The sequence below is a fragment of the Vibrio ishigakensis genome (genome assembly GCF_024347675.1).
Classification (GTDB): domain Bacteria; phylum Pseudomonadota; class Gammaproteobacteria; order Enterobacterales; family Vibrionaceae; genus Vibrio; species Vibrio ishigakensis.
Genome location: NZ_AP024882.1, coordinates 429,848 through 454,886, shown reverse-complemented (window position 1 = coordinate 454,886; position 25,039 = coordinate 429,848). Strand labels below are relative to the sequence as shown.

The 25,039-nt window shown below is 46.7% G+C and carries 24 protein-coding genes; 11 read left to right on the top strand and 13 right to left on the bottom strand.

Annotation, left to right across the window (positions count from 1 at the left end; all coding sequences use genetic code 11):
* Positions 1–221 precede the first annotated feature (221 nt).
* Positions 222–425: a hypothetical protein gene (locus Pcarn_RS15955; protein WP_261836914.1), complete on the bottom strand. Its 204-nt coding sequence runs from the start codon at positions 423–425 to the stop codon at positions 222–224.
* 507 nt (positions 426–932) lie between these two features.
* Here Pcarn_RS15955 and Pcarn_RS15950 point away from each other — a divergent pair.
* Genes Pcarn_RS15950 through Pcarn_RS15925 form a run of 6 tightly spaced genes read left to right on the top strand, consistent with a single transcriptional unit; the run spans position 933 to position 6,190 of the window.
* Positions 933–1,376: a PTS sugar transporter subunit IIA gene (locus Pcarn_RS15950; RefSeq protein ID WP_261836913.1), complete on the top strand. Its 444-nt coding sequence runs from the start codon at positions 933–935 to the stop codon at positions 1,374–1,376.
* Positions 1,377–1,403: 27 nt separating this feature from the next.
* Entirely contained in the window at positions 1,404–2,798 is a 1,395-nt protein-coding gene (locus tag Pcarn_RS15945) for a PTS mannitol transporter subunit IICB (RefSeq protein ID WP_261836912.1), read from the top strand.
* 53 nt (positions 2,799–2,851) lie between these two features.
* Positions 2,852–4,123 carry a zinc-binding dehydrogenase gene (locus Pcarn_RS15940; protein WP_261836911.1) on the top strand — a complete coding sequence of 424 codons (1,272 nt, stop codon included), beginning with the start codon at positions 2,852–2,854 and terminating at the stop codon, positions 4,121–4,123.
* Between the two features lie 53 nt (positions 4,124–4,176).
* On the top strand, positions 4,177–4,692 hold the full coding sequence (locus tag Pcarn_RS15935; RefSeq protein WP_261836910.1) for an MltR family transcriptional regulator: 516 nt from the start codon (positions 4,177–4,179) through the stop codon (positions 4,690–4,692).
* Between the two features lie 8 nt (positions 4,693–4,700).
* Positions 4,701–5,435, top strand: coding sequence for a nucleoside/nucleotide kinase family protein (locus tag Pcarn_RS15930; RefSeq protein ID WP_261836909.1), 735 nt, complete (start codon positions 4,701–4,703; stop codon positions 5,433–5,435).
* Between the two features lie 8 nt (positions 5,436–5,443).
* The gene (locus Pcarn_RS15925) at positions 5,444–6,190 is read left to right on the top strand and encodes a phosphatase (protein ID WP_261836908.1); all 747 of its coding nucleotides are present in this window, start codon (positions 5,444–5,446) and stop codon (positions 6,188–6,190) included.
* A 38-nt stretch (positions 6,191–6,228) separates the two neighbouring features.
* Here the strand turns inward: Pcarn_RS15925 and Pcarn_RS15920 are convergent, their stop codons facing one another.
* Positions 6,229–6,828: a LysE family translocator gene (locus tag Pcarn_RS15920; RefSeq protein WP_261836907.1), complete on the bottom strand. Its 600-nt coding sequence runs from the start codon at positions 6,826–6,828 to the stop codon at positions 6,229–6,231.
* Positions 6,829–6,970: 142 nt separating this feature from the next.
* Here Pcarn_RS15920 and Pcarn_RS15915 point away from each other — a divergent pair, with 142 nt between their 5' ends.
* A complete protein-coding gene (locus Pcarn_RS15915) occupies positions 6,971–7,429 on the top strand; it encodes an Lrp/AsnC family transcriptional regulator (RefSeq protein WP_261836906.1) in 459 nt (152 codons plus the stop codon).
* Positions 7,430–7,522: 93 nt separating this feature from the next.
* Positions 7,523–7,861, top strand: a complete 339-nt coding sequence (locus Pcarn_RS15910; RefSeq protein ID WP_261836905.1) for a zinc ribbon domain-containing protein YjdM — start codon at positions 7,523–7,525, stop codon at positions 7,859–7,861.
* Between the two features lie 61 nt (positions 7,862–7,922).
* Here the strand turns inward: Pcarn_RS15910 and Pcarn_RS15905 are convergent, their stop codons facing one another.
* Both Pcarn_RS15905 and Pcarn_RS15900 read right to left on the bottom strand, forming a co-directional pair.
* Entirely contained in the window at positions 7,923–8,519 is a 597-nt protein-coding gene (locus tag Pcarn_RS15905; RefSeq protein WP_261836904.1) for a HupE/UreJ family protein, read from the bottom strand.
* A gap of 40 nt (positions 8,520–8,559) precedes the next feature.
* On the bottom strand, positions 8,560–11,037 hold the full coding sequence (locus tag Pcarn_RS15900; protein ID WP_261836903.1) for a LamG-like jellyroll fold domain-containing protein: 2,478 nt from the start codon (positions 11,035–11,037) through the stop codon (positions 8,560–8,562).
* A 235-nt stretch (positions 11,038–11,272) separates the two neighbouring features.
* Between Pcarn_RS15900 and Pcarn_RS15895 the strand changes: the two genes are divergently transcribed.
* Positions 11,273–11,653 (top strand): nuclear transport factor 2 family protein, encoded by a 381-nt coding sequence (locus tag Pcarn_RS15895; protein WP_261836902.1) that lies wholly within the window; start codon positions 11,273–11,275, stop codon positions 11,651–11,653.
* A 36-nt stretch (positions 11,654–11,689) separates the two neighbouring features.
* Here Pcarn_RS15895 and Pcarn_RS15890 read toward each other — a convergent pair whose 3' ends face one another.
* The gene (locus Pcarn_RS15890; RefSeq protein ID WP_261836901.1) at positions 11,690–12,364 is read right to left on the bottom strand and encodes a type 1 glutamine amidotransferase domain-containing protein; all 675 of its coding nucleotides are present in this window, start codon (positions 12,362–12,364) and stop codon (positions 11,690–11,692) included.
* A gap of 99 nt (positions 12,365–12,463) precedes the next feature.
* Between Pcarn_RS15890 and Pcarn_RS15885 the strand changes: the two genes are divergently transcribed.
* A complete protein-coding gene (locus Pcarn_RS15885) occupies positions 12,464–13,375 on the top strand; it encodes a LysR family transcriptional regulator (protein WP_261836900.1) in 912 nt (303 codons plus the stop codon).
* On the opposite strand, the gene Pcarn_RS15880 is transcribed toward Pcarn_RS15885, so the two are convergent.
* Together Pcarn_RS15880 and Pcarn_RS15875 are read right to left on the bottom strand one after the other, a co-directional pair.
* Complete coding sequence (locus Pcarn_RS15880; protein ID WP_261836899.1) at positions 13,376–14,845, bottom strand: peptide MFS transporter; 1,470 nt, start codon at positions 14,843–14,845, stop codon at positions 13,376–13,378. It lies immediately after the preceding gene.
* Positions 14,846–15,033: 188 nt separating this feature from the next.
* Positions 15,034–17,190, bottom strand: coding sequence for a heavy metal translocating P-type ATPase (locus tag Pcarn_RS15875; protein WP_261836898.1), 2,157 nt, complete (start codon positions 17,188–17,190; stop codon positions 15,034–15,036).
* Between the two features lie 450 nt (positions 17,191–17,640).
* Here Pcarn_RS15875 and Pcarn_RS15870 point away from each other — a divergent pair, with 450 nt between their 5' ends.
* Positions 17,641–18,780: a DUF3541 domain-containing protein gene (locus Pcarn_RS15870; protein ID WP_261836897.1), complete on the top strand. Its 1,140-nt coding sequence runs from the start codon at positions 17,641–17,643 to the stop codon at positions 18,778–18,780.
* 63 nt (positions 18,781–18,843) lie between these two features.
* On the opposite strand, the gene Pcarn_RS15865 is transcribed toward Pcarn_RS15870, so the two are convergent.
* From Pcarn_RS15865 to Pcarn_RS15840, 6 genes are all read right to left on the bottom strand, one after another.
* The gene (locus tag Pcarn_RS15865; protein ID WP_261836896.1) at positions 18,844–20,274 is read right to left on the bottom strand and encodes an amidohydrolase family protein; all 1,431 of its coding nucleotides are present in this window, start codon (positions 20,272–20,274) and stop codon (positions 18,844–18,846) included.
* A gap of 143 nt (positions 20,275–20,417) precedes the next feature.
* A complete protein-coding gene (locus Pcarn_RS15860) occupies positions 20,418–20,840 on the bottom strand; it encodes an OsmC family protein (RefSeq protein ID WP_261836895.1) in 423 nt (140 codons plus the stop codon).
* 119 nt (positions 20,841–20,959) lie between these two features.
* Positions 20,960–22,006 carry an alcohol dehydrogenase family protein gene (locus tag Pcarn_RS15855; RefSeq protein ID WP_261836894.1) on the bottom strand — a complete coding sequence of 349 codons (1,047 nt, stop codon included), beginning with the start codon at positions 22,004–22,006 and terminating at the stop codon, positions 20,960–20,962.
* A 2-nt stretch (positions 22,007–22,008) separates the two neighbouring features.
* A complete protein-coding gene (locus Pcarn_RS15850) occupies positions 22,009–22,521 on the bottom strand; it encodes a TetR/AcrR family transcriptional regulator (protein WP_261836893.1) in 513 nt (170 codons plus the stop codon).
* Positions 22,522–22,604: 83 nt separating this feature from the next.
* The gene (locus Pcarn_RS15845; RefSeq protein ID WP_261836892.1) at positions 22,605–24,497 is read right to left on the bottom strand and encodes a BCCT family transporter; all 1,893 of its coding nucleotides are present in this window, start codon (positions 24,495–24,497) and stop codon (positions 22,605–22,607) included.
* Positions 24,498–24,649: 152 nt separating this feature from the next.
* Positions 24,650–24,901 carry a DUF6482 family protein gene (locus Pcarn_RS15840; protein WP_261836891.1) on the bottom strand — a complete coding sequence of 84 codons (252 nt, stop codon included), beginning with the start codon at positions 24,899–24,901 and terminating at the stop codon, positions 24,650–24,652.
* Positions 24,902–25,039: the final 138 nt, after the last annotated feature.

Below are 25,039 nucleotides of genomic sequence, written 5' to 3'. Positions count from 1 at the left end.
CAATACTGTCTACACGTGCAAGTGACTTCGTGCCAGAGGGTGAGTGGCTAGAGGTCAAGACCATAAACAAAGCGGTGCCTAACTCTAAAATAAACTACTGGTCATAGCTGTTGATAAAGAAGCCCAAACTCGTTCTGCAGTGCATTGTATACAGACCAGCATTTGCGTTTGCACTTTGGGTGCAAAACCTCAGTTGAGCACCTATTTATTTTGTCTGGAGGCTAATCTAAATGGTCAGGTGTGTGCAGGTAGGTGCCACACCTTGAGCACTTGTAATCTCCGGAGTTCCCCGCTGAGAATAATCGTTCTAACAAGCCCATCTGTCTCGGAGATTTGGTTTTCTGGCTACTAAACATGGTGAAATGGTGCAGAGTCAGTTCTTTGCAATTACAACAAAATGCGCGGGTTTTCTCACTTCCATACATTACACAGTTTCCCGATTGATTAGATTACGACGTAAGACTAGCACTGACATCGATAGAGCTCTGACAGTAGCTTCGTTAAAAATATTGAAGTAATAAAGGGCCTAAATACGAATAACTTGTTGTGTAAGAGTTACATTATTCTGCAGAGAAACTTTCAGAAGAGATCTGGATCACTCTATTTGTGGATACCGCACGCAGAGACGTTAAATATAAATGTACTTCTTGTCACACATTAAAGGTGTCAATTATTGAAATAAGACTCAAATCACATTTGTGTTCATTTATTAAAATTCAAATATTTAGACATTAGTCAAATTTAGCTTGTTGACTTGTGTGAAATATAAAAATTGTAATTTTATTACTTAGATGATTTGTGATCTAGCGTCAAATAAACCAATTGACCTCATATTCTACGTGATAATCATCACGAAATGCTCGCGTTTTTCAAATAAATATTTGTATCGATAATGGTTACATCAACAACGCATAGAAGCACCGAGGAACATTATGCTTTACGACCACATCGATCACGACCTAATTGATGTTATTGCCGATACTGATTATCAGTGGGAAGACGCCGTTCGAGAGACCACTCGCTATCTGGAAGATAAAGGCTATGTCACCACTGACTACGCAAATGCCATCATTGAGTCTACGGAAGAAAATGGTCCTTACTACGTTCTATGCCCAGGCATAGCAATGCCTCATGCCCGCCCAGAGGCTGGTGTTATCAAAACAGGTTTAGGTATTCATGTATTCCCTAAGCCTGTGGACTTTGGCTCAGACCTAGGTCCAGCAAACGTTCTTCTTACTCTAGCAGCTAAAGATTCCGACACCCATATAGAGGTTATTCAAGCCTTGAGCGAAATGCTGTGTGACGAAATCAATATTGAAAAGCTAGCCGCTGCCAATACCAAGAATGACGTTCTGAATATTATAAAAAACTACTAATAAAAACCACAGAATAAGGAAAATAACGTGACTACAAATGTGAGAGCTAAGGTTCAAGCCTTCGGCGGTCATTTGACGGCGATGGTGTTGCCAAATATTGGAGCCTTTATTGCTTGGGGCTTTATTACCGCTTTATTTATCCCAACTGGATGGATCCCTAACGAATATTTTGGTGAATTGGTTGGTCCTATGATCACCTATTTGCTACCGCTACTTATTGGTTATACCGGTGGTCAGATTGTTGGTGACAAGCGTGGTGCCGTTGCTGGTGCTATCGGTACCATGGGTGTTATCGCTGGAGCTGAAATCCCAATGTTTGTGGGCGCAATGATCATGGGTCCATTGAGTGGCTGGGTGATTGTTCAAATCGATAAGCGCATCCAAGACCGTATTCCATCAGGCTTCGAGATGGTGGTAAACAACTTCTCTCTCGGCATTTTCGGTATGCTGATGTGTCTGTTTGCTTACGCAATCGTAGGTCCAGCGGTAAGTGCAGCAAACATGTTCGTTCAAACTGGCATCGAGGCACTAGTTGCGACAGGTTTCTTACCTCTGCTAGCTATTATCAACGAACCAGCGAAAGTACTGTTCCTAAATAACGCTATCGACCAAGGTATATACTACCCACTTGGCCTACAAGCGGCCGCTGAAACAGGCAAATCTATCTTCTTCATGGTGGCGTCAAACCCAGGTCCAGGTCTGGGTATGCTGCTGGCTTACGCTAAGTTTGGTCAAGGTCTGAGTAAGCGTTCTGCACCAAGTGCAATCATCATTCACTTCTTCGGTGGTATCCATGAGCTGTACTTCCCATACGTGCTGATGAAGCCAACCATGATTCTGGCAATGATTGCTGGTGGCGCAACGGGTATCGCAACCTTCAACCTACTTGATGCAGGTTTGGTAGCGGGTCCATCACCAGGTTCTATCTTCTCTTACCTAGCTCTAACACCAAAAGGCGGCTTCCTAGCAACCATCGCAGGTGTGACAACAGCAACTATCGCTTCGTTCATCGTAGCAAGCGCAATCCTTAAGATGAGCAAGAAAGAAGAGTCAGAAGAAGAGTTCGAGAAATCTGTATCTGACATGAAAGACATGAAAGCGGAAGGCGCAATCAACACAGCTCAAGCTACAACTGAAGCCAAGAATATCAAATTTGTAGCCTTTGCATGCGATGCGGGTATGGGTTCGAGTGCCATGGGTGCATCAACCTTCAAACGCAAACTGCAGAAAGCGGGCTATGAGGTTGAGGTGAAGAACTTTGCTATCGAGAAAGTCCCAAGTGATGCGGATGTGGTGGTAACCCACGAAAGCCTTGAGACAAGGGCGGTGAAAGCAACAGGCCTGCCTGTGGTGACCATCAAGAACTTCATGCACGACCCAGCTCTAGATGACCTACTAGATACCATCGGTCAACAAGCTTAATAAACATAATATTTGGGGCCAGAGCTTGGCCCCACATTTCGGAGAGAATTCCCATGCTTCAAACAACTGCTGCCGTAATCTGTGGTGAAAAAGACGTTCGTTTAAGAACCTTCGATCTTCCGCAAATTTCTGATGACGAGCTACTAGTTAAAAACATCTCAAACAGCATCTGCCTATCGACTTACAAGGCGGCGCTACTTGGCAGTAAACATAAGCGTGTTCCAGAGAACATCGATGAAGTGCCAGTAATGACGGGTCACGAATACGCAGGTGTTATCGTAGAAGTTGGCGCTAACTTACGTGATAAATACAAATCTGGAGAACCATTTGTACTGCAACCTGCTATGGGCCTACCAACGGGTTATTCACCAGGCTATAGCTACGAAACCTTCGGTGGTAATGCAACTTACTCTATCATCCCGAAAGTGGCTATCGACCTAGGCTGTGTACTGCCATATAAGAGCACTTACTATGCCAATGCATCTCTAGCTGAACCTATGTCTTGCATCATCGGCGCTTTCCACGCTAGCTACCACACAACGCCTTATGTGTATGAGCACGAGATGGGTATCAAAGAAGGTGGCTCGCTTGCACTGCTGGCTTGCGCGGGTCCTATGGGTATCGGTGCTATCGATTACGCTATCAACGGTCCAGTGAAACCGAGCCGCATTGTGGTGACAGATATCGATGAAACTCGTCTTGCACGCGCTGAGAGCCTGATCCCAGTATCAAAGGCAAAAGAAAACGGTATCGAATTGTTCTACGTGAACACGGCTAAGGTTGAGAATCCTGTTGAGCACCTCAAAGCGCTCAACGAGGGTAGAGGCTTTGATGATGTAATGGTGTATGCAGCGGTAAGCCAAGTACTTGAGCAAGCGGATGACCTGCTTGGTAATGACGGTTGTTTGAACTTCTTTGCTGGCCCTACAGATAAGCAATTTAAGGTGCCGTTTAACTTCTACAACGTACACTATGAAGCAACGCATATTGTGGGCACATCTGGCGGTTCTACTGGCGATATGATTGAATCTATTGAGCTTTCTGAGTCAGGAAAGATCAACCCATCTTTCATGGTAACCCACGTAGGTGGTCTAGAAGCAGCGCCTCATACCATCTTGAATCAACTTGATATCCCAGGTGGTAAGAAACTTATCTATCCGCATATCAATTTGCCTCTGACTCCAATCGATGAGTTCCATACCCTAGCGGATGTGGACCCATTTTTTGTCGAGTTGGACGCAATTTTGAAAGCGAATAACTACGTTTGGAACGAACAAGCAGAAAAAGCTCTTCTTGAGTTTTATGATGTGAGTCTGACAATTTAATAGTGAAGTTGGGTGCAGCTATTGCTGCACCTTCTACGGAGAATAGAAACATCTTGTCGTTAGAAGAATTATTGGACGCCATAGACAGATGCGAGAACGCCACTTGCTTCCTGCAGGTTTCCAATAAGCTAATCAATTTAAAGCTTAAAGAACTGTTACCTAAGGTGTTTATCCAAGATGCCTTGGTGATGGAGTATGCGGTGACGCCGCTACTGAAAGAAGACGGCCCGCTTGTAGAGACCGATGTGGTTTCCAAGCTGATGTTTGCAATGGGTAAGATCTCTCTTGAGACCTATGCAGATATCGGACTCTTCGAGCAGATGCACGACTTTGCTAATCAGCAAACGGAGAAGATCCTTTTTGATGATGACCTAGTGTATGACTTTATCTCCAATCAGTCGGTGCTGGGTAAGCAAGATGACAATTTCTATCTCCAATCCATAAACAAACTTAAGTTTTCCTCTTTCGATGCTTTCTCTAAAGAGCGCTACGAAAGCCTTGTTAAATCAGTACTTAAGCTCTCTTGTGAGAGTCTACTGGAGAAGGTTGAAAGAGAGATTTTAGGATAAGGCTAAGCATGAAAGTCTCATTAAATGTCAGTGGCTTCGAATCAGAAGCAACCTTTCCCGACCAAGACATCATCCAAATTCATAAGCCGCTGGTGGAAAAGTTCACCAAGATACATCAGCAAACTAATGAGCGTACGGTTATCTTCCTATGTGCGCCTCCAGGCAGTGGTAAATCCACCTTAGCCGCTTTTTGGGAACATCTGTCTGAGCAAGATGAAGGTTTAGAGTCCGTACAGGTTCTGCCTTTCGATGGCTTCCACTATCCAAATGAAATTCTAGATTCAAATTACACCGAGCGTGATGGCGAGCAGATCACATTACGCAGTATTAAAGGCTCCTATGAGACCTTTAATCTGACCGAGCTTATCGAGAAGCTTAAACAGCTGCGCGTGAAAGACCCTAAGTGGCCTTATTATGACCGTAATCTGCATGACCCAGTAGACGATGCGATTACTGTCGATAAAGATGTGGTGGTTATCGAGGGCAACTGGTTACTGCTAGATGAGCCAATCTGGAGGGGGCTTAAAGAGCTGGCAGACTTCACCATTTTTATCGATACCGAAGCTGATTTTCTTAAGCAGCGCTTGGTGGACCGCAAGGTACGCGGTGGCACTAGCCCAGAGGATGCGCTGGAGTTCTATAACAACTCAGATTCAAAGAACGTTGAGAAAGTACTGAAACATTCGGTAGCTGCGGATCTCACCCTGTATATGAACCAAGATGGTTCACTGCAGATCAACTAGGAGGGGCTATGCAGATAGTTGTCGACAGCCATACCCATACCCTTGCCAGCGGGCACGCATATAGCACTATCATAGAGAATGCTCAGGCGTCGAAAGAGAAAGGGCTCAAGCTTCTTTGTTCAACTGACCATGCACCAGAGATGCCGGGTGCTCCGCACTACTGGTTTTTCAATAACCAGCGTATCTTGCCTCGTTTCTTACATGGGGTAGGCATACTGCGTGGAGTGGAAGCGAATACCTTGAATACGGAGGGAGAACTGGATTTACCACCATCGTCCTATCAGCATCTAGATTGGGTGATTGCTAGCTTTCATGAACCAGTATTCACTCCATCGACGCCTGAGGTGCATACTCGTGCGCTGATTAATGTGATTAAGAATGGACGAGTGGATGTACTGGGTCACCTTGGTAATCCAAACTATGAGTTTGATATCGAGGCAGTGCTGAGCTGTGCTAAAGAGCACAATGTGGCGATCGAGGTGAACAACACTTCTCTTACTGGCAAGAGCCGAAAAGGTAGTGATGTGCGCTGTTCAGAGATAGTGAAAGTAGGTAAGCGTTTGGGTGTTTTCTTTACCACAGGATCTGATGCTCATTTCTGTGAGGAGATCGCGCGACTCGATCTAGCTAAAGAGCTTCTGAAGCATCACGGTGTTGAAGAAGAAAAGATCCTTACCACCTCAACATCACGCTTTCTAAACTTTCTGCTACTTCGTGGCAAGTCGCCAATCGCCGAGTTTGCTGAGCTTTACTAATACCTATCCGAGCATGGTATAGCGCCATGCTCGATACTTTATCCGGCTTGTCCCAGCATCATTACTGCCACTATAGCTAAGCTTCCACCTAGACAGCCATTTATCACTCTCATCTGTTTTGGCGACTGCAACAGCTTTTGCAACATGGTGCCAAAATAAGCCCATACCAGCATACACAAAACACCTATACCCACCATGACTGAGATGATGGTGGCGACTTGAGATACATAATCATTGGCTGGGTTAATAAACTGAGTAAAAACGGTCAGTGATGCCACCCAGCCTTTTGGGTTCAGGAGCTGGATCAATACTCCAGATACAACCCCAGAGTGATTGGATTCTATGTCCCCATCCATTTTGGCTGTCGCTATACCCCAAGCCATGTATAGGAGGTAGGCCACACCTGCTAACTTCATTGCGAAGTAAAGATCAGGGTAGAGACTTAACACGCTAACTAATCCTGCACTGGCAGCCACCATAATAACGATTATCCCCAGTGCATTTCCAAGTACAAATGGGATACCTGCGTTGAAACCATGGCGACTAGATATACCTAGCAAGGCGATGTTGCCGGCGCCTGGTGTGATGGATATTGAAATAGAAAACAAAATGAAGGCGATGGCCAGCTCGAAGCTCATTAACTTAGGGTCCGTTTGATATGCGATAGGGAGACAAGTCTAAATACTTATCCAGAAATTAATTTGCTTTTTGAGTTGCCATTTGCTTCCAGTTGAGCAGAATATTTCTATACTGATGTTTATTTAGAAAGAATCCCCTAACATGACCCTCGACGACATAGATCTAGCCATTTTGAGGCATATCCAAAACGATGCGCGCATCAATAATAGTAAGCTCGCTGAAAAGGTGAATCTAAGCGAAACACCGTGCTGGCGCCGTTGGAAAAGGCTTGAAGAGGCGGGTTATATCGATGGCTATCGAGCACTGCTCAATCGCAAGAAACTCGGCATTCAGATCTCCAGCTTTACTCTAATTACCATGGGTAATCATGAAGAAGAGTCGACCCTACCTTTTGAAGAGTTTGCCAAAGAAACCGAGTGGATTGTGATGTGTCATTGCATATCTGGTGGTGCTGATTACATGGTGCACTTAGTGGCAAAAGACATGGATGAGTTCTTTGAGCGCATTAGTAGCTTAAGGCGCATCAAAGGGGTGAGTGGGCTACAGTCTAATATCTCGGTGAAAGAGATAAAGAGTGGCACTCAGATGCCATTGAGCTAAATATCTCTTTCATAAAATTTGCACTAGATCCCTCGCATCCAGCCTGTGCTCTCAGTACCATTGCGTCAATTAATAGAATAACGGAACCTATAGATGTCTCTTCCTCCTTGCCCGAATTGCAATTCAGAATACGTGTATCAAGACCAAGACAACCTAGTTTGTCCTGAGTGTGCTTATGAGTGGAACCCGACTCAAGACGCCATCGAAGCTGAAGCGAATGCGGTGCGTGATATCAACGGCAACAAGCTAGAGCAGGGCGACAAGGTCACTATTATCAAGGACCTTAAAGTTAAAGGGAGTTCATCTGTGGTTAAGATTGGCGCAAAGGCCGTTATTAAGCGTGTGACTGTCGCCAAAGACCATCAGCTAGATTGCAAGGTTGAGGGCTGGGGTGAAGTGCTAATCACGGCTAAGTACGTGAAGAAAGCATAGCAAGGGCTAGCCTTTTGCAAGGCTAACTCTTAAATACATTTGCTTGCTTTTAGCTACGAAGTTATCGATAGGTAAGCATCAGCAGAGGCAGATACTCTGTCACCAGATATCCACCAATACCCGCAAACGCTGCTCCTGCATAGTTGAGATACTGAGTGAATTGCTCTCGTCTCTCGGCCAGTTTTCCAAGCATTACACCGGCTAGGTGGATGAGGGCTGTTCCAACGAGAAAGCCGGATGCAAATAGCTCAGGGTTAGCTAATCGAGGTAGTTCTGAACCATGGGCATAGCCATGGAAAATACCAAAGAAGCCAGTACCGATAATGCCAATGATGATCGCAGGTCTGTAGCTGGTGAAGATGGCAATACCCAACACCAATACCGATAGCGCAATAGCAAACTCAGACAGAATCAAACGCACGCCATTCAGTGCAAAGCCCGCACCACATACCATAGCTAGCATAAAACAAGCAGGAATAGTCCAGACGTACTTACCACCTAGTCTGGCACTCACAATTCCGACAGAAAGCATGGCCATCAAGTGATCAACACCCACTACTGGGTGCAGGATTCCCTCAAAGAAACCTGCATCCATGATACGGATATGGGCATAAGCAGGCGCTGAGGCCAGCATCAATAAAACAGCTAAGATCTTCATGTAAATTGGCTACTGCACAGCGCAGTAGCCATCTCCTTTTTTACTTTTGTTGATTGTGAATGGCTTTGATTTCAGCTTCGCTCAATGCGCGATCCCAAACCATGGCATCAGACATATAGCCTTGGAAGTAACGCTCATTGTTGTTGCTGCTATCAGACCAGCCAGATGCAATGTTGAACTGGTTTCCGTTGTTACCAACATCCCATTTCAAGGCGGCACCTTTCTCTTCTTCAGCGATCAACTCACCGTTCAGATATAGGCGAACCATACGGTTGTCGTAGGTGGTGATTAGGTGAGACCAAACGTTTGTATCAGCGGCATATTCGGTAGCACGAAGATAGGTGAAACCCTCATGGTCGCCTGATTCAGCGCGCTCTGCTGCGATGCCGGTAGCCCACATGGTGCGCTGGCGAGAACCCAAGCAGAAACCGCTCTTAGTTCTTAGGCCGTTACCCATGTAGCAGCCCCAATCACCGATAGAGTCTGGTTTTAGCCATACAGAGAAGGTGATTTGATCATCACCTAGCCACTTGTTTGGCGTGTCCAGATCAGGGGCAAGAGGTACGTATGAGATCTTGGTTTCTTGGTTGTAGCCGGTGTGTAACACTGAGCCACGCTCAGGGTCTTGAACGAACTCATAGTCACCCTCAACAAAGTAAGTCAGCAGGTCTCTAGCGAAAGATGGCTCTAGGTCTTCTTTCAAAGGAAGTGCGATAGTCGCCTCGAAGTGCTTAGGTTCAACATCACTGTTGTAAACGTCGAATGATGTAGGCTCTGACCAAGCCGACCAGCGCTGCAGTTCATCACGGTAACGACCGATTGCACAGTAGTTGCCGTCAGGCAGTTCATAATCAACATAGAAGTCGTGGTCTGTACCAATATAAAGCTTGGAGATGTCCTGGTCTTTGTTTCGGTCGATACCTTCTAGGTCAGCATCACTTTCTGCGCCGAAGATGTTCTCAATATCGCGCTTCACGTTTAGCTCGGCGGTATTGATTTCACACTTGTTGGTGTATGGGTTTGGTTTACCGATAACAAACTCAGTACTGAACATCTCAGCACCTGAACTGCTGTAGTAATCAGATAGAGACAGCTCTAGGGTGTCATACTCCATATCAAGCTGGGTAGTCGAAACGGCTACAGATGGTTTGTCTGGTAGGATGCCACTCTTATTCAGGCGGAACTCATCCATCAGAATTGGCTTAGGTAGAGGGTTTACTACATTGCCTGTAGACCAGGTCTGGATAACTACTTCGTCTGTTTCTAGGTCAATATCAACCAACTGGAAGTTATGCAGTTGCTGGGTTCGAGACACGTCAGGGTAGTCATTTACTGAACCGTGAGAAACGAGAGAATCGTAGTCCCATGGTGTGTTGGAACGTTTGGTCCAGTATTCGTCAAACGATGCACCACCACTGATTATGTGATAACCACTGTGGTCACGGAAGGTACCGCGCGCATAGTTGTGGGTATGGGCACCGATATACATAGCGAATTTCTCAGACTTGTTCAGCTCTGCGGTGTATACGCGTTCTACCAGCTCTTCTTCATCACCTTGGCCAAGCTCGGAGCGAAGTGGGTGGTGCCCTACAGCAAAGATCCAATCGATAGAGTCATCTTGGTCTGCCGTTTCAACTAGCTCTTTCACCCATTGACCCTGACGAACCATTTCATCACCAGTCATATTGTTCAGCTTCACTTCGGTGTTAAGCATTACGAACAGCACGCGCCCTTTCTTGAATGCGTAATACTCCTCGACATGGTCAGGAAGAGGCTGAATGCCTTGGTAATCTAGATGATCGTACTTAAAGTGCGCAAAATAAAGTGAAGCAGTAGGATCTTGATAATATTCGTGGTTGCCAAGAGCAGTATAGAAAGGCAGTTCACCGGACAGGTATTTCATCTTGCCAAAGTGGGTATCTTGGTAGTCCTGTAGGGTACTTCTGTCGACTTGATCACCGTTGTTCAGTACCAAAGAGGCAGCATGAACCCCTTCTTCTGGATACTCAGTTTCCAACACGTAGCGAGCACCTTTCACTAGGCGGTCGATACGGTCATCTTCAGCGTACTGGTGGTCACCAATGACAAGGAAACGTAGGTTACCTTCCTTGGCTTCGCTTGGCGCTGCTACAAAGCTAAATTCTTCTGAAGTTGTGTTATCCGTAATAACGCGATAGTAGTAGGTCGTGCCTGGAGTTAGGCCTTCGATAGTGGTTGTGTGGTAGTGATATTGGTAGCCAAGACGCTGTGAATCGCCATAGGCTTCATTGGTGTATAGACCAGGTTTAGGGCCAAATAGCACTTTTGATTCGCTACCAGCATCGGTACGCCAGCTAACCACTATGCTGTCGTCCTGAGCCGACATCAAATACGGGTCGTTGATATGCACGTAATCACTTGGGTCAAACGGAATACCTGAGCCATCTTGAGAGTTGTTGCTCGAGCTCGAGTTACAGCCTGTCATGGCTAAAGCTAGCGTAACGCTAACCGCTATCGCCTTTAAATTAAGGGGTTTCATTTTATCTCCAAAAATCCATGTAAATAAATCTGATATAGACCAGATAAATAAGAGGATAAAAATTGAAGATTTCACATTGATTAACCGAATATGTAATTCATTGAATATTCATATTCGTGCATAAATTGTCATAAACCAGTCATCTAACAGGGGTGTTATGTCTTTGATTTCGCGGGAATTAGGTTTAGATTATCTGCTGATAACAAGGGTTTGCTCATTTTCAGGGAGGAATAGTATGAGCCCAAAAGAAGTTGTATTGGCTTATTGGCAGGCTATGCAGAGTAATGATTTTGCTAAAGCGAGTGAATGGCTGAACCCAGACTTTGAGTGCTATTGGCCTCAATCCAAGGAGCTCATCCTAGGCAGAGACAAATTTATCGCCCTAAACTCTTGCTACCCTGCTGAGGGTAAGTGGCAATTTGAGGTGCGTTCAGTTGTATCCGAGGGTGACAGCGTGGTCACCGAGGTAGCAGTGAGCGATGGAAAACTCGATGACACGGCTATTACCTTTCATATAGTCAAAGATGGACTTATCTCAAAACAAAGAGAGTTTTGGCCTGATCCGATGAAAGCTCAGGAGTGGAGAAGTCAGTGGGTGGAGATCCAATCTGATTAGTGAAATGCGCCGACAGAGCATCGGCGCATTGATAGGTTAAAGTAGTGCCAGTACTGCCTTGGCTGAAGCATCCGAAGAAGCCGGGTTTTGTCCTGTTACCAACAAACCATCTGTTACTACATGGCTTTGCCAAGTGTCACCGCGACTATAGGTTGCTCCGGTCTGTGCAAACATATCTTCAATTAGGAAAGGCACCACTTGGGTTAGACCAACCGCCTCTTCTTCCTCATTCGAGAAACCTGTTACCTGCTTGCCTGATACTAGAGGCTTACCATCCGTGCCCTTAGGATGACGCAATACAGCAGGGCCATGACATACCGCACCTACAGGTTTTGCTTGAGCAGAGAAGGCTTCAATCAAAGCGATAGAGTCTTTGTCTTCGCTCAGATCCCACAGTGGTCCGTGACCACCAGGGTAGAAGATGGCATCGAAGTCATCGGCAGATACACCAGAAAGCTCAAGGGTATTGGCAAGCTTACTCTTAAGGTCTTGGTCAGCATCGTAGCGCTTGGTGGTTTCAGTTTGTGCGTCTTCTTGTGTGCTGTTCGGGTCGATAGGTGGCAAACCGCCTTTTGGAGAGGCGAGTGTGATGTCTGCGCCTGCATCTAGAAATGTGTAGTAAGGAGTGGTGAATTCTTCTAGCCAGAAGCCTGTAGCATGTCCGCTATCGCCTAGCTTATCGTGTGAGGTGAGCACCATTAATACTTTCATTGTTTTTCCTTTGACTGACTATTGCTTGGTTGTCGTTTTATCTTAGGAGTGCTCCTGCTATTCTGAAATAAAGCGAAACCAATTTCAGATATCGAAAAAATGAATATTAGAGATAAAGACCTGAATCTATTGAAGATCTTCCACATTATTTATCAGGAAAAAAACATCTCTAAGGCGGCAGAGCGTCTTGAACTGAGCCAGCCTGCACTCAGCCATAAGCTGAATAAACTTAGAAATGAGCTCGGTGACCCTCTTTTTATCAAAGCGCCTCGCGGGCTCACCCCAACCCCTAAAGCCCACAGTATTGCCGAGCATGTTGGCAACATGATTAAGGGGATAGAGAGCTTTTATTTGTCCCAGTCAGAGGAAGATTTTCTCACAAGACCGGATCGTATCAATATCTACACCACCGACTATATGGAGCAGCGTCTGTTTCCACACCTGTTGCCCTTGGTGCGGAAGAAGGCACCTAATCTGGTGCTGGTGGCCCATGATACTCGTGGCAAACTGCCAAGCACCGAGCTAGAGGATGGTCGCTGTGACCTAGCTATTGCAGGTTTCTATTCAGATTTACCCAAGACCATGAGACAGCAGCGGATCAGTGAAGAAAGATTTGTAGTTTTGGCGTCGAAACAAAACAGCGTTATCGACGAGCGTCTGGAGCTAAAGGACTACCTTGAGTGTGAGCATATACTCACAACCCTAAGCGGTGACTTAGACGGGAAGATAGATTTGATATTAAAAGAGCGAGGGCTATCTCGCTCGGTAGTGGCAGGCTTTTCTAGTTTCTTGTCGCCACCGTCCATTATCCGCAATAGCGATATGCTGGTAACCTGCCTCGAGTCGATAGCAGACCAAGCTATTGCTTTGGACTCGGGCTTGGTCAAACACCCACTGCCGTTTGTAATGCCCAAAGTAGATATCATGCAGTTTTGGCACGAGAGGACCCATGTGGATCCCCTACGTAAATGGTTGAGAGAGCAGGTATCTGAGCTACTCTCTCGAGTGTAATTAGGCGAGCTTGCCTTCAAGCTTTTCGCATTGCTCCGCTTTCTTGAGCATCACACTAATGGCTTTTGAGGCTATCAAGGCGACACCTACCATGTTGACTGCGAGTATGGTCAAGAATAGAAAGTAATCACCGTAGACAGTGTGTGCCAGCTCTTGGGTCAGAACCTCGCCTTTCTCCAAGGCAATATTGGTCGAAAGAGCCGCGCCCACGATACCACTCAAAGCGATCGCAACCGAGAACAGGCTCACCGAGAAATTCTCGATATGATGCGGCGCTACCGAAAGGATAAACGCCACCACCATAGAGCCGACCACTACCTCAGCCATAGCTTGGAAGAAGTGCACCACAAGGAAGACTTCTGGTCTTATTGCCACATCAGGCCCTACGGTATTGATGAAGTAGGTCAAGGTGCCAAAGGCAAAGGTGGTCAATACGAAGGCCCATGCGATCTTGGTGGCAGTAGTAAGATGGAGGCCTTTCTTTTCAAGGGTACTAAAGCCAAGCGCAACGATAGGGCCGCCGACCATGCACCACAGTGGGTTCATCGCCATGGCTGCTTCCGGCTCGAGTGGAATAAAACCAAATAGGTCACCCTGTAAGGTGTTGATTGCTACGATATTCATCGAGGTCATCATCTGGCCATAATAGACAAAGAAGCAGGTGGTTAAGAAGGTGGCGATAAGTATGGTACCCATGCGGTACTTCTCAGCCCCCTCAGCCTTAAACATTAGTGAGATGAAATATCCGATGGCGATAAGGCCTATGGCATAAACGATGTTCTGACCCACATCCATATTGGAGAACATGAAGAACACCAATGCAATCATTGCCACAGAGACAGCCACAAAGATGCCCCATGTTTTAGCTGATATTGGCTGGGTATCGATTGTTTTACCTAGTGGAGAAAATGGCTTTTTCAGCACAAGCAGGGTTAACAAGCCAAGGCTTGCCATTATCGCCGATAGGGTAAAACCACCACTGAACCCAATATACACTGTTAAGATAGGGAACAGATATTGCCCTAAGAATGCCCCGATATTGTTCACTGAATAGTTGATTGGGAAGCCTTTTTCAAAGTCTTTATGGGTAGCGAAAGTGCGTTTGTACAGGCTCGGATAAGAAGGTGACATCAAACCGCGACCATAGCTAGCAAGTGCGATACCTGCCATAGCCGTAGGTACGTGTAGTGAGGTTGCGCCAAGCACTAGCAGTATGTAACCCAAGGTGAAAGCAAAGTAGCTGATGGTGAGAGCGCGATAGGCCCCGAGAAGCTTGTCAGCGATGAAGCCACCGGCGATGGCAAACAAAGGCCCGATAGCGGCAAAGGCGCCGACCACCATCATGGTGTCCGCTTCGCTATAGTTGAGCTCCTCTAAGAAGAAGCGAGTTAGGCTCACTAGCACGCCATAAAATGACAGGCCAAATAGCATCTGGCACAGCATCATGGATTTATTCAGTTTATTCCACATGATTGGATCTCGATATACAGAAGTAGGGACTAGCCCACGATGGAGGGAATGTAACGATTTGTGAGAGGCATGGGGAATCACGAGTAGAGGATCGGATCCTACCAACTTGTGAGCACTGTATTAAAGTGGATCGTTAGACAGCAAAAAGCCCCGAGATTCGGGGCTTTGGAAGTTTGAGTAGTTGGCTACTATACGTCTATCTTCTCTCGAAGCAGACGAAGTGCATTTAGTGTAACCAAAGCCGTTGCGCCAGTATCGGCTAGCACCGCCGCCCAAAGACCGGTCACGCCAAGCAGGGTAGTAACCAAGAAGAACACCTTACTGCCGATAGCTAGGGCTACGTTTTGGCGAATGATGCTCATGGTCTTGCGAGATAGCTTGATAAGACCTGCGATAGAGTGAAGTCGGTCGTGGGTGAGGGCGCAATCTGCGGTCTCAAGCGCCACATCTGTACCGTTGCCCATAGCGATGCCTACGCTAGCCGCTTTAAGTGCTGGTGCGTCATTGATGCCGTCACCTACCATAGCCACCGAGCCATTTAGCGCTTTTAGGTTGTTGAGCTTATCTTCTGGCATCAACTCGGCTTTATAATCCATACCTAGTTTCGAAGCGATTGAAGCGGCAACGCGTTGGTTGTCACCTGTCATCATAACGCTTTGAATGCCAAGCTCACTCAATGTTTCGATAGCCGAAGCCGCATCTTCACGAAGCACATCATGTAGGGCAATCAGTGCCTTTGGCTCTTCATCTAGTGTCACCACAACAACGGTTTGACCGTTAGACTCAAAGTTAGCGACTAGGCTCTTAAATTCTGCCGATAGCTCTTCAATATGACGCGGAGCCAGCACTTGAATTGAGTGACCTTCCACTACACCTGACGCACCCACACCAGAAATGCTCATAGTGTTTTCAGCAGTCGGCATATCAAGCTTGCGGCGCTTAGCCTCAGCCACAATAGCCGTTGCCAGTGGATGAGTAGATTTAGCCTCAACAGATGCGGCTAGGGTTAGGAATTTCTCGTCACCATAAAACTCGGTTACCTGAGGTTTGCCTTGGGTTAGGGTGCCTGTTTTATCGAACACGATCTTATCGATAGTGCCAAGCTGCTCCAGTGCCATACCGCCTTTTACTAGCGCGCCACGACGTGTAGCGTTCGCCAGTGCTGAGGTGATAGCTGCTGGGGTAGAGATAACCAGTGCACAAGGGCAAGCAATCAGCAGTAGAGCCAGTGCTTTGTAGATCCACTCTTGCCATGACGCGCCCAAAAATAGTGGTGGCAGAACCGCGACAAATAGGGCGATAACCATCATCAGCGGCGTATACCATCGGCTGAATTTATCGATAAAACGCTCAACCGGTGCCTTCTTTTCTTCCGCTTCTTCAATCAAGCGGATAATACGGTCAACGGCACTGTCGCCTTGCTCAGAGGTGACTTTTAGGCGCACGGTTTTTTCAACCACCATGCTACCAGCCATGATTTTGGCTTTTGACTTTAGAGTGACAGGTAGCGGTTCACCCGTTATTGCGCTTTGATCGAAAACGCCATGGCAGTTTAGGAGTTGACCATCCACCGATAGACGCTCACCCGGCAATACCTCAATCTCGTCACCCACTAGGATGGAATTAACCGAAACGGTCTCGACCTCACCGTTAGCCTTAACGTGGCGAACGGTATCAGGAGTCAAAGACATCAGCTTTTGCACGCCACTGCGAGCACGGTTAGCAGCGATACCCTCTAGTTTTTCACCAAGCATAAATAGCAGAAGCACCATAGCCGCTTCTACCGTTTCGCCTAGGATCATGGCGCCCACTACCGCAACCGACATCAGGGTTTCGATAGAGAAAGGCGTACCATTTCGCATCAAAGAGAAGGCTTTTTTAGCCAAAGGGATAAGAGCGAAGATGGTTACTGCGTACAGTAGACCTTGTTTAAGAGCAGGGTTGAAGTGGCCTGCAATCATAGCCAATGAAAAGAGTATGGCCGTGATAACAAGCTTTGAGTTCTGGGTAAGGAATCCAGTCAGGCCAGACTCGGGTTGCTTAGAATCCTTAGATTCTTCAACTACAGCAAAGCCGGCATCCTTAATGGTTGCCTTAATATCATCGGCGTTTAGTTCAGCAGTGGCTGAGATGATAAGCCTCTGTGTTGAGAAAGCAACGCGAGCAGCAGTTACGCCAGTAACCTGCTCAACCGCGCGCTCTACCTTTGCTGCACAACTAGGACAATCCATTCCCTCTAGTTGCCAGCTTAATCTTTTACCCACCGCTTCCAGCGTTTTAGGTGACTTTTTATGAGAAGAGCAGCAAGTCGAATGAGAGTGGCTGCAATCGTGGGAATGACTCATGTGTCTGCCTTTAATTGGTGTAGGTCTATATAGGGAGAAAATTTATCAGAAGGTAGGCAGATTAAATTGCCTTTTCACGACAATCATGTGAATTGTGCATGAAAGTTGTTTCAAGCTGTTGCTTATCTCGCCCAATTATATCTGTTGGTGAAAATTAAACCGGTTAAGTGATGGATACCAGTAATAATGGGTATTCCGTCAATCGCACAACGAGTAAAAAGTAACTAGTGCTGGCTTGATGGATATAGGTTTAAGCAGTATGAATTATGGATTGGTTGAGCCGATAGCCGAGAGATAAGTGCAGTGAATCTTTATCTTGGCTGTGGCGAAGCCCGGTATGCTTCGGTCGCTCAAAGGAATAAGGGTAAAACTGAACGCTCGATTAAATTTCAACTTTGTTTATCATGTGCGAATCATTTTTTGTATCTATCAGTTGAAGGGATCTGCGCAATGTTATTGAGTAATGAGAAACGGAACTACGTGTTTTCGTTAGGTTTGTTTTTTTCCGTGGCTCTATTGCCCGTGGCGGCTGCTTCTATAACTCCTGCTTTTGCGGAAACTATCGATAATCAAGTTAACCTTGATGCATTACCTAGCTATAAACAGGATGCAGACCTGATTAAGCACACCTTTGAAACTCAGCTTTACACATTGCCAGCTTTTAAAATGGGTCATTACGGGCTGCGCATGTACCGTCAAACTCAGGATAGCAAGTATCAAGCGGCGGTATGGGCTGATATGGCGCGCGTTGCCAGTCGCTTGAATGAGTTTGCTACCGAAGTGCATACCCCAGAGCAAATTAAGGCTTATTCAGATGAGCGCATGGCGAACTATGACAAACACAAGGATGAACGCAGCTTACTGCGTTACAACGAGACCATAGATCAAAAAGAGTATCCTTATCTTGGTATCGACCTTCTAGGCTCCATGGCTCGCACGAATGAGTATGGCCTTAAGCATCGTGAAGATGAGAAATTGCGTCAGATAATCCGTCGCTACGACTTTAAAGAGTTCGCCACCGATAAAGGCTTGATTCGTGCTTGGGCTGCACAACTGGCAAATCAGGTTTACTGGCTAAAACAGTTGGGTGAGCAAGATGTGGTTGCCGAGTTTACTCAAGCCTTTAGAGAAACCTATCCAGATAGTGAAGATGAGCAGCTAAGTGACCAGCAATTTATGAACAAGGTCTATGGCATGACTCATATTATTTTTGCTGCCGCTGAGTACTATCAGCACTCAGTCAACGAGGCTGATTTTCAATGGATTTACGACTACTACCGCAAAAACGCCGACATGATTCTAGAGCGTTCAAAAGAAGATGTGTTAGCGGAAGTGGGCATCAATTTCTTGCTCGCAGGTTTGGATGATGACCCTGTGGTAGAGAAGATGCGCAAGGCGATTCAGCAGTCGATTAATCGTGAAGCAGGTATGGTTCCAGCCGTAGATGGTACGACAAACCTTAAAGATGGTGAGCACCGAAATGTGTTGGCCATTATGCTACTTGATTGGCAAGGGGTAAAAGCGGTTCCGACTATACAAGGTGAACCAAAGATGTTTTCAAATCTTCCTTATGGGTTAGTGCCTCAATAACGTTTCTAAACGCTAAAAACATTGAGCCCAGCATATTGCTGGGCTCGAAAGTGATTATTTAGATTAAAGCGTGTTCTTAAAGATCTTACCGTCTTTCATGATAAGGTCCATTTCAGTTAGGTGAGAACCGTCTGGCTTAGCATTGTTGGTAAACCAATCTTCACGACCACCGATTAGGGTGATGTCTTCTAGTGGGTTACCATCGATTAGCAGGATATCTGCATACGCACCAACTTCAATAACACCTAGCTTGCCATCAGAGTATGGGTTGATCCAGTCTTGCATCAACTCAGCTGAGATTCGGCCTGCGGTTGAGGTCATTGCACGTAGCGCAGAGTAGTTACCAAAGAATTCAGCGTTTAGATAGATTTCATGTGCAATCTGCTTGGCACAGGTGTTAGTGTCACCGATACAGTCCACATTAAAGGCACGACGGTCAAAGCCATTTTCTTCCGCTTTCTTCATGCGTGGTACGTAGTTATCAAACGCTTTTTGTGCACTTCTTAGCTTTGCTTGAATCAGTGGGTCTTGCACTGCTGGAACCTTTGCAAGCTCTGGTGAGAATGCTGTTAGGTTAGTCGCGATGAATGCGCCATTTTGGTTAAATTTAGGCACCATATCTTCGTGGAACATGAAGCCGTGCTCTAGTGATTTCACGCCAGCGTCGAGTGCATCATGCATCGCGGTGTATGAGTAAACGTGCGTTGCTACGTAAGAACCATAAGTATCTGCCACAGCTACTGCAGCGCGCAGCTCGTCGTCTAGGTAAGAGGTGTACTGCCATGGGTCAAACTTAGAAGAAACACCACCGCTCTGGAAAATCTTAGTGAACTGAGCTCCTTGACGATATTGATAGCGAGCCTGCTCCTTAATATCTTCTGCGCCGTTGGCATTAGTCATGATATTCAGGATCTCTAGGTTTTGAGGAGAGTCAGTTAGGCGACGAGACTGTAGACCTACATCAGCGTGTGAGCCGATTGGTGCAATTGGAGCACCTGATGCGTAGATACGCGGTACTTCTTCTAGGTAGCCAGTTTGCTCCATGTTAGTCCATGAACCATCAGCGCCACCTACATCACGCACAGTACCGAAGCCCATGTCTAAATACATTTCAGCGAACTTTTGGCCGTGAATAGCAATCTCGGTCCAACGCATATCATTGGTACCAAGCAGGCCTTTCGGTAGGGTCAGGTGCATGTGCGCATCGATAAGTGCTGGCATTAGCGTACGACCTTCACCGTCGATGATCTTAGCGTCAGCTGGCGCTTCTGCGTCACCTGCTTGGATAGCGGTGATCTTGTTGCCAGTCACGATTACAGTATGGTTTTTATAAAGTTTGTTTTCAGTTCCGTTGAAGATATTTACGTTCTTGAACACAACAACTTGAGGTGCTTCAACTGCAACCGGTGGCTTAGCAGGCGCTGGAGCAGGAGCCGCAAAAGCGGTTGCAGAAACTAGTGCTAGGGATGCAGCAATAACTGATTTCTTGAACATGTAATATTCTCTCTTAGCTTGGATTGCGTTGGATTCGAGAGAGATATTAATGATTAATTATTAAGTTGGATTGCCATTTGATGACAGTTGAGAGCGAAAGTTCGAAAATAAAAAAGGCCTGGAAAACCAGACCTTAGAAAATCTTAAGCTGAGTGAGTCACTACCGTTGGACGAAGTAGGTTCTCGTGGATAGGGCAACGGTGACAGACAAGGTCTAGGAAGGCTTGTTTCTCTTCGTCTGTCAGTGGCGCATCGATGTTGGCCTTGATATCTATACTCTTGAAGCCCACAGGGTCATCGCTCTGTTTGCCGATAAGGCCATCGGTATTGATGTCAGCAGAGATGTCTACCTCGATACCCTTAAGCTCGATCTTCTGTTCTCTAGCAACCATCTTAGCGATTGTAGAAATACAGCCAGCCAATGAGAAAACAAAGGTCTCAAGTGGGTTCGCACCTTCATTGCCACCGCTTGGCTGGTCGATAACAAGCGAATGCTCGCGCACCTGTGCAGTTACCTTCCAGCCTTTGCTCATCTTGGTGCTTACTTCAATTTTTTTATGTGGCATTACCTTTCCTTAATTTACAACTTCAGTGCTCTATTTAATCTGAGCAACAACTCTTTTAAAGGGACAAAAAGAATGATTGCATAGATGGGCAATCCACATAAAGACCAATGACTTATGAGTTATACCTCAAGCACCAACTTGCCTGTGTGCTTCTTCTGTTGAAACAGCTCCTGCATGGTGTTGATTTCTTTAAGAGGTAGGCTCTTAGCTACGATAGGTTTTACCTTACCTGTCTCAATCCAGTTGATCAGGCTTTGGAATACGCCCTCTTCAAGCACGGTACAGCCAAAGAAGCTGAGGTCTTTCAGATAAAGGGTTCTCACATCTAATTCCACCATAGCTCCGCCGATAGCACCGGATACCGCGTAGCGACCTTTAGGCTTAAGTACTTCTAGAAATTGAGGCCATGCATCACCGGCTACTAGGTCGATCACCACGTTGACGCTGTTTGTACCAATTGCTTTAACTAGGTTTGCATCGCGAGCAACCACCTCGTCCGCACCAAGAGCTAGCAGTTCCTGATTTTTGCTAGGGCTAGTGATGGCGATGACATAAGCGCCTCGGGCTTTAGCCAGTTGCACAGCTGCAGAGCCAACACCACCAGACGCACCTGAGATAAGCACTTTGTCGTTGGCATTGACACCGGCACGAGTGAGCATGTTTTCTGCGGTTGAGTATGAGCAAGGGAGAGAAGCAAGTTCGATATCGGTTAGGTCAGTATCTAGACTAAAGGCATGCTTCGACGCCACTACCGTGTATTCCGCAAAACCACCGTCGCACTCAGACCCGAAATACCAAGGTGAGGTTAGAGGCTGTTCGCCATATTCACTCATGCTTGGCTCGATGATCACACGCTGACCGATGCGTGCGGAATCAACATCTTTACCCACGGCCACGATAGTGCCACACACATCCGCACCTTGGATGCGTGGAAATTTGAGCGCTACACCGGACCAAGAAGCATCTTCGCTGTCGGCGTCACCCTTTGAATACCAGCCGATGCGGGTATTGATGTCCGTGTTGTTCACACCAGCGGCTGATACACGGATCAGTACTTGATTAGCACTCGGTGTTGGCACTGCGATATCCTCGCGATACTCAAGCATCTCTGGGCCGCCGTGTCCGATAAGTTGAACACCTTTCATCTTACTTGGGATAGCAGTCATGGTTATTTCTCTAGTAGTTGAATTAGGGTTTGCTTGGCACTGTCTGAGGCTTCTTTGCCTAGTACAGGCCAGGCGTTGGACACACCTTCGTGTATCAAGAATAGGGCAGTGGCGAGCTCAGGTTTACCACTTTGCTCACCGAGTAGTTCTCTTACCTCAAGCTTGTGTTTATGCACCGCTTGGTTGATCTCTAGGTTGTCTGGATAAGCCGAGATAGCGTTGATAGACAGGCACCCGTGGGGCGCAAACTCTGCCATCCAATGATCCAGCTTTTCGAAGATGTGCAAAACCGCATCTAGCCCTTTTTCGGGAGAACCATCCAGCAAGAAATCTAGGTATCTCTGATGTCGGTGCTCTAGGGCGCCAACGATCATCTCTTCCTTGGAGGGGTAGTGCTTGTATAGGGTGCGCAAGCTCACTTCACTGGCGTTTTTTAGCTGAGCGACACTGGCTTCAGCGAAGCCGTATTGGCTGAAAGCCACCTCGAGACGAGAGGCGATTTGTTGTTTTAGCATAGACATTAACCAGGTAGAGCGTTCATTCTACTTTTTAGGGTAGAGCGTTTGTTCTACCTAGTCAATATCAAACTATAAAGCTGTTAGCTTGCCGCTATTGCCAGCATCAAGCTATCAAACTCGGCTCGAGATTCCTGAACCTGATCTGAAAGCGTTACCTTTTTCTCTTTCGCTGCAAGCAGAGCCTCGGTCAGTCGTTGCAGTTCTAGTTGCAGATCTTCCGGCAATAATTTGACCGCCATCTCTGCCTCATCTTTATGTTCTAGGGCAAAAGCGCGTATCTCTTTACGCAGAGACATCAGCGCACTCATGGCTTCACGCTCTTCTTCCGCCGCTTGCTGAGCCAAGTCTTTGAAGCGTTCAAACTTGGCAAAGGCCATGCCTTCTGCTGACCAAGGGTCGATATCAGGCAGTTCCTCTATATTGATCGTTGGCTCTTCATACTCTTTCTGATGACGAATATCCAAACTTGCCGCACGCACAAACGAAACCATCAGCATTACCGAGATAATCAACAGTGGAAGACCACCGACGATGGCTGCGGTTTGCAAGGTCGATAATCCGCCTACAAACATCAACACTGTCGGTAGGAAGGAAAGGGTGAATGCCCAGAACAAACGGTTCCAGCGCATCGGTTCCTCACTAACATTGTTTTGCACCACAGACGCCAAGATGTAGGAGATGGAGTCAAACGATGTTGCGGTGAAAATGATGCACAGCAGAGTGAACACGCCTACCACGATAGTGCTCATAGGTAGGGTATCCAAGATAGCGAAGATGGCTGTCGGCGCACCTTGCGCATTCAATATGCTGATAACATCAAGCTCTCCTGTTAACTGCAGCGACAGGCCATAGTTGCCAAGGATGATGAAGAACATGAAACACCCTAGTGAGCCATAAAAAATAGAGCCCACCACCATTTGCTTTATGGTTCGTCCGCGAGAAATACGAGCTACGAATAGCCCCATACATGGAGCGAACACTAGCCACCATGCCCAATAGAAGATGGTCCAGTCTTGTGGGAAATGGGTGTCTGTGAACTCCCCATAACCACCGAAAGGTTCAGCCCATGTCGCCATCACAAAGAAGTTCGACAGCATACGGCCAATAGAGTCGAGGCCAGTCTCTAGCATGAATACGCTCGGCCCTGCGCAAAACACAAACGCAAGCAACCCCATGGCTCCCCAGAAGTTGATGTTACTGAGAAACTTGATGCCTTTTTCCAGACCAGCGTAGGCGGAATAGCCGAATATCGCGGTACACAATAGCAGTACACCTACCTGACTTAAGGTGTTGTTTGGGATACCGAAGATATGGTGTAAGCCACCGTTGATAAGAGGTGCAGCCAAGCCAAGGCTGGTGGCAGCGCCGCCCAGCATACCAAACACAAACAACACATCGACGAACTTACCCATACCGCCACTAGCACGTTTCTCACCAAGCACCGGCATAAGGGCGCTCGAGATTTTCAGCACAGGTTGTTTGCGCACATAGTAGAAATAGGCAATTGGAAGTGCAGGTACTAGGTAGATAGACCAAGCGATAGGCCCCCAATGGAATAGACCATAGGTTGCCGCCCAGCGGATCGCTTCTTCACTGCCAGGCTCTAGTTGGAACGGAGGCGACTGATAATAGTAAGCCCACTCGATGCCACCCCAATACAGGATGCTGGCACCGATACCACCACAGAACAGCATGGCAGCCCAAGAGGAGGTATTAAATTCAGGCTCTTCATCAATTTCACCCAGCTTGATCTGCCCCATATCACTAAAGATGACATACAGCATAAACAAGATGGCAGCGATACCTAGAGACAGGTACAGAACCCCGAGTTTGTCGGTCATAAAGGTCTTACCCACGCTGATCCACTCTGCCCCCTGCTCTGGGAACAGCACGAGGGGAAAGACCACGCTAAGTAACAAGAATAGAGCGCCAAAAAAGGTTGGCTTGTCTATCAGTGAGAAGTGCTTTTGCATATAAAAGAGCTCAATAATTAATCTGAGCTCAATATGGAGATTTGGGTTGCCAACAACAAATCTACTTTTTTGTCGTGAGGATAAATACAAACCAAAAAAAGACGAGTCGCAGGGGACTCGTCAAACAGACACTAAGAACGCAAAGGATGCGGTTAGTACCAGTTAAGGTCTATTACCATGATGTTGGAACCCATAGAGTTGGAGCCACACATTTCGTCATAGGCGGTGTTTTGTCTCAAGGATGCAGACTGAAAGGTGGTGCCCTCACAATGTGACCGAATCTGCTCTAGGCTGTGAAAGCGCATTGGCTTGCTGTTGTGGTCGAGAAATGGCGTCTTTGAATCGCCTTGCACTTGGTAAGCAAGATAGATATCCCCTTCCAATGATTCAACTAGCAGTTCCATGGCTCGTTCCTCTATTGTTCCAAACCTTTGTTATTACGCTTTACATAAATCAGAGATCACAAAAATTAGAATTTTGTTTGAATTGGATTTTCGGAAGAGGCAAAGCGTAAAACAAAGTAAAGATGGTCGATAAGGGGC

Bases quoted from the DNA above. Each gene is read 5' to 3' on its own strand.
- Pcarn_RS15885 (WP_261836900.1), top strand. From the start codon at position 12,464: ATGAATATTAGAGATAAAGACCTGAATCTATTGAAGATCTTCCACATT.
- Pcarn_RS15920 (WP_261836907.1), bottom strand. From the start codon at position 6,828: ATGAGCTTCGAGCTGGCCATCGCCTTCATTTTGTTTTCTATTTCAATA.
- Pcarn_RS15910 (WP_261836905.1), top strand. From the start codon at position 7,523: ATGTCTCTTCCTCCTTGCCCGAATTGCAATTCAGAATACGTGTATCAA.
- Pcarn_RS15895 (WP_261836902.1), top strand. From the start codon at position 11,273: ATGAGCCCAAAAGAAGTTGTATTGGCTTATTGGCAGGCTATGCAGAGT.
- Pcarn_RS15900 (WP_261836903.1), bottom strand. From the start codon at position 11,037: ATGAAACCCCTTAATTTAAAGGCGATAGCGGTTAGCGTTACGCTAGCT.
- Pcarn_RS15855 (WP_261836894.1), bottom strand. From the start codon at position 22,006: ATGACTGCTATCCCAAGTAAGATGAAAGGTGTTCAACTTATCGGACAC.
- Pcarn_RS15915 (WP_261836906.1), top strand. From the start codon at position 6,971: ATGACCCTCGACGACATAGATCTAGCCATTTTGAGGCATATCCAAAAC.
- Pcarn_RS15870 (WP_261836897.1), top strand. From the start codon at position 17,641: ATGTTATTGAGTAATGAGAAACGGAACTACGTGTTTTCGTTAGGTTTG.
- Pcarn_RS15865 (WP_261836896.1), bottom strand. From the start codon at position 20,274: ATGTTCAAGAAATCAGTTATTGCTGCATCCCTAGCACTAGTTTCTGCA.
- Pcarn_RS15850 (WP_261836893.1), bottom strand. From the start codon at position 22,521: ATGCTAAAACAACAAATCGCCTCTCGTCTCGAGGTGGCTTTCAGCCAA.
- Pcarn_RS15940 (WP_261836911.1), top strand. From the start codon at position 2,852: ATGCTTCAAACAACTGCTGCCGTAATCTGTGGTGAAAAAGACGTTCGT.
- Pcarn_RS15845 (WP_261836892.1), bottom strand. From the start codon at position 24,497: ATGCAAAAGCACTTCTCACTGATAGACAAGCCAACCTTTTTTGGCGCT.
- Pcarn_RS15880 (WP_261836899.1), bottom strand. From the start codon at position 14,845: ATGTGGAATAAACTGAATAAATCCATGATGCTGTGCCAGATGCTATTT.
- Pcarn_RS15840 (WP_261836891.1), bottom strand. From the start codon at position 24,901: ATGGAACTGCTAGTTGAATCATTGGAAGGGGATATCTATCTTGCTTAC.
- Pcarn_RS15860 (WP_261836895.1), bottom strand. From the start codon at position 20,840: ATGCCACATAAAAAAATTGAAGTAAGCACCAAGATGAGCAAAGGCTGG.
- Pcarn_RS15950 (WP_261836913.1), top strand. From the start codon at position 933: ATGCTTTACGACCACATCGATCACGACCTAATTGATGTTATTGCCGAT.
- Pcarn_RS15925 (WP_261836908.1), top strand. From the start codon at position 5,444: ATGCAGATAGTTGTCGACAGCCATACCCATACCCTTGCCAGCGGGCAC.
- Pcarn_RS15875 (WP_261836898.1), bottom strand. From the start codon at position 17,190: ATGAGTCATTCCCACGATTGCAGCCACTCTCATTCGACTTGCTGCTCT.
- Pcarn_RS15905 (WP_261836904.1), bottom strand. From the start codon at position 8,519: ATGAAGATCTTAGCTGTTTTATTGATGCTGGCCTCAGCGCCTGCTTAT.
- Pcarn_RS15955 (WP_261836914.1), bottom strand. From the start codon at position 425: ATGTATGGAAGTGAGAAAACCCGCGCATTTTGTTGTAATTGCAAAGAA.
- Pcarn_RS15930 (WP_261836909.1), top strand. From the start codon at position 4,701: ATGAAAGTCTCATTAAATGTCAGTGGCTTCGAATCAGAAGCAACCTTT.
- Pcarn_RS15890 (WP_261836901.1), bottom strand. From the start codon at position 12,364: ATGAAAGTATTAATGGTGCTCACCTCACACGATAAGCTAGGCGATAGC.